Source organism: Oceanobacillus sp. FSL K6-0127, from assembly GCF_037983385.1.
GTDB classification, from domain to species: Bacteria; Bacillota; Bacilli; order Bacillales; family Amphibacillaceae; genus Oceanobacillus; species Oceanobacillus profundus.
Genome location: NZ_CP150287.1, coordinates 1,748,470 through 1,760,329, shown reverse-complemented (window position 1 = coordinate 1,760,329; position 11,860 = coordinate 1,748,470). Strand labels below are relative to the sequence as shown.

Sequence of the window (11,860 nt, the reverse complement as noted above, 5' to 3'; positions counted from 1 at the left end):
CAAAGCCCTCCTTTTCATTTATACATTCTGCTATTATTATAGCAAACTATAACGATTTTAGAGCTACCTGAAACAATTATATATTCTTATCTGCCTTCTGAAATTGCACTCTCCCTCGTGCCACCTGTACATCTTGGACTGTTCCCTTGACTTCAAGCCATTGTAAATCGTTTTTCTCTTCTACAATCAGTTGCAGTTCATCATTCACATATACTGGCTGCAGAAAATTCATCTCATAATCGGAAATCATCACATTGCTTTCCAAAAGACTAGAACAAAGCGCAGCACCAATACCCATGATTAGCATTCCATGGGCAATCGGCTGCCTATACTTGTATTGCTTTGCAATCTTTTCATCATGATGAATTTGATTTTGATCACCTGATAATAGCGTATATTGTTTTACTTTTTCTTCTGTTAAGATGACCTTACAATTAGTTCGGATACACATCGAAAGCTCTCCTTTCCTTCTAAGTCGAAACCTACAAGGGTTTGTGTATAAAATGTATTCATTCCTCTTCTCACTTTTCGATCAAGCAAAACTTCACATTCGTAACTTTCGCCAATCATAAGTTGAGAATGACAAACACATTTTTGCTTTCGATGAATAGGTTCTGCTTCGTATTTCCATGGTACTTCGATATACTTATAAAATAACATCGGAAAAGTCGGTGGCAATTGTTTTTGTTTGCCAAAAATCGCTTCATACCTTTCCACCATTTTTTCAGTAATCGTCACACAAACCCTTTTTGATTTCATATTATTCTCTCCCAGAGCACCGCTATACCAAGGCCACCGCCAATTCCAATAGTTGAAATGCAGTAATTGGGCTCAAGTCTTTGTGCCTCATAAAACAATCTTGTCACAAGAATCGCTCCTGATGCACCGTATGGATGTCCTAACGCAATCGCACCGCCTTCTGGATTTATACGGTCATACGAAAACGAAAGCGCTTGAGCAAATAATGCAACCTTCACCGCAAATGCTTCATTTAGTTCAATGAGATCAATGTCTTCTATGGATAATTTATTTTTAAATAGGAGCTTCGAAACGGCTGGAATCGGACCTGACGCAGGGTAGTTCGGATCGACTCCGATTACACTGCTATCTACAAAGCGAAGGATTGGTTGCAGATTTAGCTCCTTTGCTTTATCTTCTGACATAATTAGAACAGCTGCCGCCCCATCATTAACGCCACAAGAATTGCCCGCTGTTACCGTTCCATTCTTCTTAAAACAGGGGGACACGCGCTTTAACATCCGCTCATAATTCAAATCTGGTTTTAATTCTTCATCTCTAAACGAAATATCTGCAATCCGGACCATCTCATCAGAAAAGTATCCTTTTTCATGGGAATCAAGTGATCGCTGATAGCTTAAATTCGCGAATTCATCCTGCATTTCTCTTGTAATCCTGTATTTTTCAGCAATATTCTCGGCTGCAATCCCCATATCAGGGTCACCGATATACGCTGGCGAAAAACGAGCTCGACTTTTAAAGGGGGACGTGCTCACACTTTCCACACCACCAGCAATATAGATATCGCCTGCGCCTCCCTGAATGAGATGACAGGCAAGACGGATTGCTTCTAGCCCGGAACCACATTGCCGATCAACTGTTAATCCTGGAACCATGTATGGCAGACCACTTTCCAATGCTGAAAGTCGCCCAAGGTTTCCACCTGGACCAACCGTATTTCCTAAAATGATATCATCAACTGATTCGTTAAGTTCTTTTGTAAGATCATGGATAACAAAAGATGCTAACTGTTCTGGAGAATAGTGTTTCAAAACACCATTTTTCTTTCCAATTACCGTTCGTTTCGCATTTACAATCACTGCATTTCTCATACATAAAAACCTTGTTCGAACCGCTTTTTCAATTCTTGACGGGAAACTTTGCCACCAGCTGTTTCCGGAAAAGAGTCGATTTTCCTCCAAATTCTAGGTATCTTGTATGCCGCTAAGTTTTTAAGACAATAGTTTTTTAAGGATTGGATCGAAACATCGCCCTGGATAAAAGCAGCCACCTTCTCTCCCCAATACACATCACTGATTCCAATGACTGCAGCCTCTTTTACACCAAGATGGCTTTTAAGCATCTTTTCTATTTCCTGTGGATAAATGTTGTACGCTCCATATAAAATCATGTCATTTTTCCGACCAAGAATGTATATATACCCATCTTCATCCATTTTGGCAACATCATACACTGTAGCCCAATCTCCTTGAAGAACCTTTTTCGTTTCGCCTGGATTATCAATGTATCCATCAAAAAACATATTGCTTATCACATATAATATTCCTTCTTCTCCCACTTCCGCTTTTTTACCATCTTCCTTCATGATGCAAATCTCTACGTTATGAAAAGCTTTGCCAACAGATGTATCATATTTTTCATTCGCATCGTCTTTTATAAGGGAAACAAAACTAAGCTCTGACGCACCATAAAATTCATGAATGAGCACACTGGGAAATTGTTTTCGAAACGCCTTCTTCACACTTGGCAACAGCTTGGCCCCCGTTGAAATAATGGTCACCTTTCTGTCACTTTGATATCCTTCATTTATCATTGCCTGTATCATTGTCGGAACAACATAAACTGTCGATATAGGATATATATCAATGGTCCTCATCAGATATTGAGCATTAAATTTCTTCAGCAAATAAACTGTACCACCATCAAAGAGCGTACTTATTGCCCCATAAAGAAACGTTGAATTTACAAATGACCCAGGGATCAGTACGTGTTCACTTCCATTCATCCCCAAATCTTCTCGATTGCATGTAAATGTCTCAATCCACGAAGCATGCGAACGTACAAAAGCTTTTGGCATTCCAGTTGAGCCGGAAGTAAATCCAATATAAAATGGGACATTTTCTTCTAAATCTGCCTTTTGAAGACTTTTACTATTTACCCATTGAGCCAAATCATCGGAAAACACAACCTTGATAGGGTAATCAGCCAGAATCTTTCTCATTTTTTTATCAGCTATAATGAAATCGGGTGACGTTTGTTTCAATCGTGCTTCTATTTCTCTCTTTTTCCATCTCATATCACCAATAATACTAGCCCAGCCAGCCTCACATGCACCTGCAAATACTTGTAAAAACACGTCATCATTTGGCAAAAAAAGTGCAACCCTTCTTGTTGTGCCCGCTTCCATCGAAAAAGCGGCTGCTGTTCGTTGTACGGATTCATACCATTCCCCATAGGTCAGATGTTTTTGTTCTGTAATAATTGCAGGCTTATTAGGGTATAATTCGTTATGTTTTTTATATGTACTCGTCACTTTCAACTTAAGCTTTGACCTCCTTTAAAAGCGGAACACGCTTCTGTAATTTAATAGCTAGTAACGAAGCAATCATGACTTTTGTGAAATCACCTGGTAGATAGATCAAATTTAAGAGAGCTGCTTGCCCAATCGAGATTTCCATCACAAAAGCCTGAAACGGTATCCCAAACAAATAGATAACCAACATACCGCCAACAAGATTAGCTACCATTAATTTAAATAAGGATGTTTCTTTCATTTTATAGGATATGTAGCCAATGATAAATGCACCAGCAACCCAGCCAATGAGAAAACCACCTGAGGGTGTAACAAACACGCCCAGACCGCCTCTGCCACCTGACAATAATGGCAGTCCTGTAGCAACTAATAATAAAAATAAAATTAAACTATACGAAGCATACTTGGGTCCAAAACGAGCACCTAACACACTTCCAGCAAGCATAACACCTAATGTTTGCAGCGTTATCGGAACTGGTGAAAACCCCAATGGAATCGGAGGAAATAACCCTAATACCCCAATGACTGTTGCAAATAATGATACATATACAAGTTTTCTTACATCCATTGTCAACCACTCCTGATTATAAGTTAACAATAGTGTAGTATAAATATCATTTTTAGTAAATTGATACGACCACTTGCTAATTTTGATGCATTATAAATAAGCGTTACGATGGTGAACTTTTAATATATTCTTTTCCTTTGTTAAATATTGAATTACACTATCTTCAACGTTTGTATTTTAACTATTTCTTCAAGTAACCTGTCGCCTTAGCACAATAGCTGCAGTTTGATCTTATCTTCAACTCTTGCACCAATTAATACAATAAGAAAATAAGGCTCATTTGGTCTTTAGTTGCAATGTTCCTTAATCATCCAATTACTTTGCATATAGAATGAAACTGTTTAATGACTTCTCATTTTCATTTGACACATTCATCAGTTCATAATAGCTGGTAACCAATGTTTGAATCATCGAGGGGACATTGGCGAACTCTTTACGAATGCTATTGGCATAACTCTTTTCCCACTGTGCGTCCTGTAAATACGAGGCATCGACCATACCTTGTTTAACGATTTGAAAACCTGCCTTTTCAAGCAACTTCCGAATTTGTTCTTTATGAAACACGTTTTGTACATTTCCATCATTTCCCACAAAATTCGCGTACAAGGCTAGAATGGAAGCCGCACAAAAATGGGCACGCTGCGATATGTGAGTAAAGTCAAGATCCCACTCTGCTAAGCATATACATTTCGTCATTCTACGCAATTTCTTAAAATAACGGAGTAAATCTTCAGGTCTTTTAAAATACCAGGAACTATGAGACAACACTGCCACATCAAATATTTCACTTGATTCAAATGATTCAAGATCCACTTCAAAATGGAATGTAATACGCTCTCCCAATACAGAACTCTTGATTACGTCTGTTGCTTGTCCTAATGTCAACGGAGCTCCATAGTCCCGACTGGCAATATCAATGCCGATAACTTTCCCATAATCTCCTACTGTATCTGCTAATGCTACGGATGTATCACCCTGTCCAAAGCCAATTTCTAGTACACTCATTCCCTTTTTAACTTCAAATGCTTCCATTAAATCCAAACGGTGTTGCAGTTGGACTTGTTGTATTTTATCTGTTTCGAAGAGCTTATATTTAGATAAAAACGTTGTTGTTTTACTGTTTAACTCAACAAATGTCATTGTCCACCTCCAGATTACTTAGTGACTTATTCTGTTTCTAGATAATTTCAAGCACTTTAGACAAATATTATAGTCATTCACTAAACAGTAATCCCCTTGTTAAAACAAACCTGCCATTTAGTACAATAATCGAACGTCAATCGATCTTTCGTTAAAGCACCGTATAGTTGAAGTAGGAAAGAGAAGTTTATTTCACAATCGTGCCCAGTTCTTGAAGTCTTTTTCTGCTTTTAGCTGGTAATACCACAGATGTTAGTTAAAAAATATCTTCTTTAAATTTTCCTTACCCTAACAATTTGTTTCCTCAGCTTCTAGTAATTCACCGCTTTGGTCATCTACTTGAACAGCACCAAACTCACAATTCTTATCGATTTCCCATTCAACGATGTACTTTCCTCTACTGTTGCTCACTGATTTTATTTTAATTTCGACTTTGTTTCGGTCTTCAGTAAGATGTTGCAAAACAATTGCTTCTGCTTTGGCTTGAGTAATTTTAGGTTCTGAAACATCATGACCGCACCCAACTGTAATTAATAAAAGAATGATCAAGAAAATAAGTCTTTTACAGTCAATTTGCCTCCTTTTCGTATTAGACGGTGCAATATCAAAAGATGTTTAAAATTACCTGTCTGATTGATTATAAATATTCAACAAAATAGGATAGGATCGCACCCATTTGTTTAAGTTCTTTTTGAAACCAACAGTTATCCAAAGTGATTATGAAACCACCAAACAATAAGAATCATACTCACTATTCCCCAAGCTGTGGTACTCACTATCCACCAAATTATGGATGTAGCTTTTGTTGAACTTTCCTCGTCTTCCATACTTGTTGTTATAAAAGCGAGCTTACTTTCCATACCTTTTTTCATAGAAGTAAGAACAACAAATCCGATTATTATGAAACCAATAGTTATCCAGAGTAATAAGTCCACCTTTTATACCTCCCTTTGTTGTGAATTACTTTCCTTTCAATCTTCTATATTCAATTATCCTCCCCCGTTCGTACAATAACTTCTATGTCAATTAGCGTTAATCCTTTTTAATTAACGCACCATATACTATAAGTACATCTTTTTCACAGTATTTTGTTCAGCTTATCATATATTTAAAGTTTTTAATATATTCAAAAATAAAAACCCGAGCATGCAAAGTGACTTCGCATGCTCGGGTTAGATTTGTATTTACACTAATATTTGTTCTTGTTTCCTAACCTTTTCAGTTTCCTTAGCCATTGCTTTCAGTGCTACCTGATTTAGGAAATTTACTGGTTTATTGTAATGTGGCTGGAAAAAGAAATCGGTTAATGCCAATTGTTCAATCGTCATATGGTTGGCAATACCAACACTTATCGTGTTGATTGCCTGCGTAAAGTCGGCATCAGAAATGACTTGCGACCCAACAATACGATGTGTTTCTGTTTCATACACAAGCTTTATTTGGATCACCGCATTTTCCGGCATGAATTCCGGACGATAATTATCTTCCATAGTGGCACTTGCTACAGATAATCCTGCTAATTTTGCAGCACTTTCGGTTAATCCTGTTGAAGCAATGTTATGATTGTATATTTTCAATCCAGATGTTCCTTGTGTTCCAGGATGTTCCAAGATAGGATTCAACAGATTATGAGCCACAAGTGTACCCATTCTTACTGCATTCGTTGCCAATGGAATATAGCTATGCTGTTTTGTTGCATTATTTGGCACAGCACAACAATCACCCGCAGCATACACATCTTGCACACTTGTTCGCATATACGAATCAACGATAATTGCTCCATTATCCAACATCTCTATTTGCCCTTTAAATAGTCCTGTATTCGGTCTAAATCCAACACACATTACAACTAAGTCTGCGTTATATTCTCCTTTGTCCGTGATTACCTTTTTAACAGTCCCGGTTCCTTCAAATTGGGAAACTGTTTGGTTAAGAGCAAGTTCAATGCCCCGCTGTTTGAAGCTTGCTTCCACAGGGGAAGTGAATGTGTCATCTAAATAACGATTTAGAATTCTTTCTTCACTATCGATCAATGTGACGTTTTTTCCGTTTTCTTCAAACGCTTCAACGAGTTCCACACCAATGTATCCTGCACCAACAACGACAACATTTCGAGCAGATTCAGAACATTTAATGATCTCTTTTGCATGTTCGAAGTTCTTACATAGCAATACGTTTTCTAAATCAGATCCTGGAATTGGCGGTGTTACAGGCCAAGAACCAGAAGCGATAATCAATTTATCATAACTATAGCTTTTTGTTTCATCTGTTTTCATATCTCTTGCCTGGATTTGTTTCCAATCTAGATTGCAGGCTGTTACTTCATGATTCATATGCATGTTTACACCAAGTCGCTCGAAATGCTCCACAGAAGCGTAAAACAGTCCATTCGGATCCTTCACGACACCACCTACATAAAGAGCAATACCGCAAGAAAGGAATGAAACATTATCATTTTTTTCAAAAACATCAATCTGTGCGTTTGGGTAAAGGTTCACTATATTATTAATCGCTGCTGTTCCAGCGTGTGTACATCCAATAACTGCTACTTTCATTATTCATCATCCTCCAATTGTTTGTTCAATACTTCACATATTCGCATCGTAAATATACTATATCACTTTGTTCATCATTTCACAAGTGGTGATGAGAAATTTTTTTTGAATGTCACGTCTATGCTGCCGGACACATAGACATCATCAATTTTGTCTTTGCTAACATCGTTTACAATAAGAGAATCTAAACCACCTGCATTTAAATTCTCTATTTCATTCACTGCCTTTTATCTTAATCCAGGATATTCCTAATTATATCGGCATATTAGTTTCTAAAGAAGAAACAGAGAGCCAATTGTGTTGTATTAAGTTCTTACAATGTAGTAATAATCGGTCCTTCCTTCGTAAGAATAATCGTATGTTCGTATTGAGCTACAAAGCTTTCATCAGTTAGGAAGGTCCATCCATCTTCGGATTGAAAAACTTCTTCTTCAAATGTAGAGATAAAAGGTTCAAAGGCAATTACCATACGATCTTGTAAAATTTCGTCATCCCAACGAGAGAAGTAATTGAAAATATGTTCTGGTGCTTCATGAATCGAGCGCCCAACACCATGCCCAGTAAGATTTTTTATGACAGTTAAGCCATGCCTTTTCGCTACATTATGTACAGCTTTTCCGAGAGCACTTTTTTTCGAACCCGGTTTTGCCTTCTCAAGTCCAGCGTCGAATGCTTCTTTAGCAACGTCACATATTTTCTGCAAAGTTTTATCTCCCTTCCCAACAACAAAGGAAATACCAGTATCTGCGAAATATCCATTTTTAGAGCCTGAAACATCAATATTTACAAGATCCCCTTCTTGTATGATCCGCTCACTGGGAATCCCATGCGCTACTTCTTCATTTATGCTAATGCACGTAATCCCTGGAAAATCGTATTCTCCTTTTGGCGCAGATTGAGCTCCTGCCTTTTTAAACATCTCCTCAGCAATTTCATCGAGTTCTTTTGTCGTAATTCCAGGTTTCGTACATTGAACTAATTCATCTCGAATAGCTCCACAAATTTTACCAATTTCTTTTAGTCCATTAAAATCCTCTTCCGTCTTTGCAATCATCGTGGATCCTCACTTCTTTAAGTATTTTATAATTTTAAATTTTAGCAGAAATGGAACTGCCCTTTCTTTTTCAATGTGGCCGATAGTTGAACACAAGTTAAACAACACTCTTAAGATAACCTTCGTTGTCAGGATAAATACAATTTCATGTCTTTAATTATAAAAAAACTTAACATTCCTGTCATTATAATTATAAAAGCTGTCTAATTTCAGGCAGCTTTTATTAGCCATTTGATCGTTCCATTTAATTTGATTCTTTATGTACGCCTCAAAACGGAATTATCCCAAAAGAAGCTGATGGATCTAATGGCAATAACAAACGCTATCGCCAGGTGTCATCAGCTTTTCGTGTTGCATTTATTGTATTTTATAACAGCAAATTTGAAAAAGGAACTTAGAAACTTAAAAAATAGAAATGTCATCATGGTGATTGCGATTATGGTGTTTGGTCTTTCGGGGATTTTTACCGCTTATACATTTATTGAGCCGATGCTTCGAAAAATTGCTGGTTTTGATATTACAGGCGTCACAATCGGATTATTCTTCTTATTTTTGATTAGACTATTCAAAAGTAATTCGGTATAAAATTGCTGTTATTAAATAAACTAAGCAAAATTCACTAGCCTCTGTTTTTGTTTTTTAGAACAGGGGCTAGTGGAAACAAAATTTAAATTTCATGATAAAAGACGTCATCATCTTCAATTTCGCTATATTTTTTATCAAAAAAGTTTAGCATAGTTAAACAAAATCACTCATATAGTTAAATGGAATTCATCCTTTTCTTCCCTTATCTAATATGTCTTCAACATATTCCTTTAAATCATCATTATTTTTACAAAACACAGGGTACAACTCCTTTAAAGCCTTTAATTATTGAATATCATGTACTTGAAAAGAGGTTTTTATACATGAGAATAGAAATTGAAATGAAAGATGAAACGTATGAAAAGATAAAGAATGTAATTGACTGGATTAATTTAGATAATTCATTCCGTGGGAGAAGTGATACTCCAGAAGCCAAAATTGAGGATTTTATAAAAGGAGCAGCCATTTCTAAATTATTGGATGTTGAAGCAATGTCCCCTGTACTAAATTCTGAGGGCTTGGATAGTTTAGAAGTTAAAAATCGATTTAAGGACATTGCGAAAGAAAAGAAAATTAGACAAGTTGATATTTGTAAAAGGACTGGACTTAAAAAGGCAAACCTTAGTTTGATCTTTAATAATGAAAAAACGTTAAGAGCGGACACTTTTTTTGCTATTTGGCTGGCATTAGGCTGTCCACCTATTCATGAGTGTTTATATATTAAAAAATCCGACTGAGATGGAGATAGAACGAGTAAAAAAACTCGTTTTTTTTATTTTTTTGGAATAGTACAAGTCACCCTCACCATACGTTTAACTAAACTAAATAAAAACAAAGCAAAAGTTTCTAATGATTAAACTTCAGGGGTTTATTAACTAATTGAATCACTGTGGTTTTATTGCAGCAACAGCAATTTGAAGATTCTAGATAAATTTAATGTGTGCAGGACTTTACCTGGTGGCTCATCCCTCTGATTCAAGAAGAAAGGGGCTGAGATAATGACGGTATTTGAAAGCTTGGTCATCTGTATGTCATTTGCTTCTTTGATCGTATCCGTACTGTCTTTTCACCAAAAAAAATAACCACCCATATCGCCCAGCTAGCAATTCGTGTGGTTATTTTTCGCTGATTTGTGAGCTGCCCTTTAAAAAGCTACTGCACAAACCCGCTTGGTGTTACAGCACCAAGCCTTTTTTATATTGTATGACTATAGATATATATTGATACCCGATTTTAGGCTTTAAAAAAACTTTGCTGAGGAGATTGTTTGTTGCTCATTGAACTTGCCTTAAATCACCTACTCTACGGGTATAATACAATATGACATGGTAAAACTAAATTAGATGATTATATAGATAATATGAAATTAAACAATGTCTCGTTCTTCCTTACTTGATTTTTCAGTGTCCCGTCTTCCCCATAACACATTCTGCATCACAATACCAAAAAGCCCAATCAGTGCTGTAATCATTCCTATCACTTGGAAAATAGTGAACACCCCAAATAATTGTACAAGGAATCCACCAGTAATGGGGGCAACCAGTAAAATGATTCCGTTCAGGGAATTGTACATTCCCGACATCTGACCTACCTTTCCATCTGGACTTTCCATTTGTAATATATAACTAAAAACTACACTAAATATACCAGTTCCTACACCTATTATAAGCGAGGCTCCAATCAGCCACCAATAACTCACCCCAGGCCATAGCATCCCCATTATAAAAACACCGGCACCAATGAAAAGTATCGAGCTGCCCAGGAACCAGCCATATTTTCTGATATTTTTTAATTGATTCAAATAAATAATAATACCTATCGCTCCAACCCCTACTGTAGATAGCAGCCAGCCTAAAACAGAAGGATTGTCTGAATAAAGCTCTCGAGTTAATACAGCAAATTGTGCATCTACTAATTGGATGGACATAAACGCAATAAGCGAAAAAGAAAAGCTTGTCACTAATACTTTTGAGTGGAGTATAATCACCCAGCCTTCCCGCCATGTTTTCCAGAAAGAATCGCTTTCAGTCCTTTCTCCTTCAAGTGTAATTGTGGCTTCGTCCGTGTCCACATGACGTAAAAATAAAAGAATACATACAGAAACCAGAAGAGCAGCTACATAAACGATAAAACTCATCCTTGGTGAAAATGCTGTAGCAATTGAAGCCCCGAGGAAAGGACCAATTACTTTTGATAACTGATTAACGGTACCGTTTAATGTGATAGCTTTTAAAATTAGATCTGGATGGACTACCTGCCTGACAAGTGCCTGCTGGGCAGGAAAGTGGACCACATTAATTGAAGAGCGTAAAAGAATAATTCCTAACATACCCCATGGACTGGATATGAAAATAAGGGCAAAAGTAAAAAGTGCTGTCAGTAAATCAGCCAGGAGCATAATCCTAATCTTTTTACTTCTGTCAATTAAAACGCCCGCAAACTGGCTGAATAAAGCATAAGGAATAGCATATACAACAGGTATAAGTGCAATCATCCATGGTTCCGATTGCCACACATAGCTAAACAACAACATGACAGCCAGCATATCGAAAAAACTTCCGAACGTAGAGATAGCATATGAACTGAATAACATAACATACGTACGATTTTTCCAAATTGCCATTTTTTCAACTGTTTGATCTTCCATTTCATCACCTTCCTTCGTA

General features: G+C 36.9%; 13 protein-coding genes. 2 read left to right on the top strand and 11 right to left on the bottom strand.

The genetic code is table 11. The features are described from left to right. Window positions 1-76 precede the first annotated feature (76 nt). From MHH64_RS08880 to map, 10 genes are all read right to left on the bottom strand, one after another. The gene (locus MHH64_RS08880) at window positions 77-451 is read right to left on the bottom strand and encodes a MaoC family dehydratase (protein WP_340003086.1); all 375 of its coding nucleotides are present in this window, start codon (window positions 449-451) and stop codon (window positions 77-79) included. Next, window positions 418-759: a hypothetical protein gene (locus tag MHH64_RS08875; protein ID WP_095310002.1), complete on the bottom strand. Its 342-nt coding sequence runs from the start codon at window positions 757-759 to the stop codon at window positions 418-420. Before MHH64_RS08875 ends, MHH64_RS08880 begins: the two co-directional genes overlap by 34 nt. Continuing rightward, window positions 756-1,850 carry an acetyl-CoA C-acyltransferase gene (locus MHH64_RS08870; RefSeq protein ID WP_340003085.1) on the bottom strand — a complete coding sequence of 365 codons (1,095 nt, stop codon included), beginning with the start codon at window positions 1,848-1,850 and terminating at the stop codon, window positions 756-758. The genes MHH64_RS08875 and MHH64_RS08870 overlap by 4 nt, the downstream gene beginning before the upstream one ends. Beyond that, on the bottom strand, window positions 1,847-3,292 hold the full coding sequence (locus MHH64_RS08865; RefSeq protein ID WP_340003270.1) for an AMP-binding protein: 1,446 nt from the start codon (window positions 3,290-3,292) through the stop codon (window positions 1,847-1,849). The genes MHH64_RS08870 and MHH64_RS08865 overlap by 4 nt, the downstream gene beginning before the upstream one ends. Window positions 3,293-3,299: 7 nt before the next feature. Then, window positions 3,300-3,860 (bottom strand): biotin transporter BioY, encoded by a 561-nt coding sequence (locus MHH64_RS08860; RefSeq protein WP_095310008.1) that lies wholly within the window; start codon window positions 3,858-3,860, stop codon window positions 3,300-3,302. 315 nt (window positions 3,861-4,175) lie between these two features. Further along, window positions 4,176-5,000, bottom strand: coding sequence for a class I SAM-dependent methyltransferase (locus MHH64_RS08855; protein WP_340003084.1), 825 nt, complete (start codon window positions 4,998-5,000; stop codon window positions 4,176-4,178). 288 nt (window positions 5,001-5,288) lie between these two features. Continuing rightward, the gene (locus tag MHH64_RS08850; protein WP_340003083.1) at window positions 5,289-5,549 is read right to left on the bottom strand and encodes a hypothetical protein; all 261 of its coding nucleotides are present in this window, start codon (window positions 5,547-5,549) and stop codon (window positions 5,289-5,291) included. Between the two features lie 155 nt (window positions 5,550-5,704). Next, window positions 5,705-5,935: a hypothetical protein gene (locus MHH64_RS08845; RefSeq protein WP_095310014.1), complete on the bottom strand. Its 231-nt coding sequence runs from the start codon at window positions 5,933-5,935 to the stop codon at window positions 5,705-5,707. Between the two features lie 249 nt (window positions 5,936-6,184). Further along, a complete protein-coding gene (locus MHH64_RS08840) occupies window positions 6,185-7,555 on the bottom strand; it encodes an FAD-dependent oxidoreductase (protein WP_340003082.1) in 1,371 nt (456 codons plus the stop codon). Window positions 7,556-7,868: 313 nt separating this feature from the next. After that, on the bottom strand, window positions 7,869-8,609 hold the full coding sequence (map, locus tag MHH64_RS08835; protein WP_095310018.1) for a type I methionyl aminopeptidase: 741 nt from the start codon (window positions 8,607-8,609) through the stop codon (window positions 7,869-7,871). A 306-nt stretch (window positions 8,610-8,915) separates the two neighbouring features. On the opposite strand from map, the gene MHH64_RS08830 reads away from it, so the two are divergent. Both MHH64_RS08830 and MHH64_RS08825 read left to right on the top strand, forming a co-directional pair. Beyond that, the gene (locus MHH64_RS08830; RefSeq protein ID WP_340003081.1) at window positions 8,916-9,194 is read left to right on the top strand and encodes a hypothetical protein; all 279 of its coding nucleotides are present in this window, start codon (window positions 8,916-8,918) and stop codon (window positions 9,192-9,194) included. A gap of 323 nt (window positions 9,195-9,517) precedes the next feature. After that, window positions 9,518-9,931 (top strand): helix-turn-helix transcriptional regulator, encoded by a 414-nt coding sequence (locus MHH64_RS08825; protein ID WP_251661526.1) that lies wholly within the window; start codon window positions 9,518-9,520, stop codon window positions 9,929-9,931. 629 nt (window positions 9,932-10,560) lie between these two features. Here MHH64_RS08825 and MHH64_RS08820 read toward each other — a convergent pair. Continuing rightward, window positions 10,561-11,841 carry an MFS transporter gene (locus MHH64_RS08820; protein WP_340003080.1) on the bottom strand — a complete coding sequence of 427 codons (1,281 nt, stop codon included), beginning with the start codon at window positions 11,839-11,841 and terminating at the stop codon, window positions 10,561-10,563. Between the last annotated feature and the right edge of the window lie 19 nt (window positions 11,842-11,860).

Coding starts and splice junctions, on each gene's coding strand:
- MHH64_RS08880 (WP_340003086.1), bottom strand. CDS start 451: ATGTGTATCCGAACTAATTGTAAGGTCATCTTAACAGAAGAAAAAGTA.
- MHH64_RS08875 (WP_095310002.1), bottom strand. CDS start 759: ATGAAATCAAAAAGGGTTTGTGTGACGATTACTGAAAAAATGGTGGAA.
- MHH64_RS08870 (WP_340003085.1), bottom strand. CDS start 1,850: ATGAGAAATGCAGTGATTGTAAATGCGAAACGAACGGTAATTGGAAAG.
- MHH64_RS08860 (WP_095310008.1), bottom strand. CDS start 3,860: ATGGATGTAAGAAAACTTGTATATGTATCATTATTTGCAACAGTCATT.
- MHH64_RS08855 (WP_340003084.1), bottom strand. CDS start 5,000: ATGACATTTGTTGAGTTAAACAGTAAAACAACAACGTTTTTATCTAAA.
- MHH64_RS08840 (WP_340003082.1), bottom strand. CDS start 7,555: ATGAAAGTAGCAGTTATTGGATGTACACACGCTGGAACAGCAGCGATT.
- map (WP_095310018.1), bottom strand. CDS start 8,609: ATGATTGCAAAGACGGAAGAGGATTTTAATGGACTAAAAGAAATTGGT.
- MHH64_RS08830 (WP_340003081.1), top strand. CDS start 8,916: ATGGCAATAACAAACGCTATCGCCAGGTGTCATCAGCTTTTCGTGTTG.
- MHH64_RS08825 (WP_251661526.1), top strand. CDS start 9,518: ATGAGAATAGAAATTGAAATGAAAGATGAAACGTATGAAAAGATAAAG.
- MHH64_RS08820 (WP_340003080.1), bottom strand. CDS start 11,841: ATGGAAGATCAAACAGTTGAAAAAATGGCAATTTGGAAAAATCGTACG.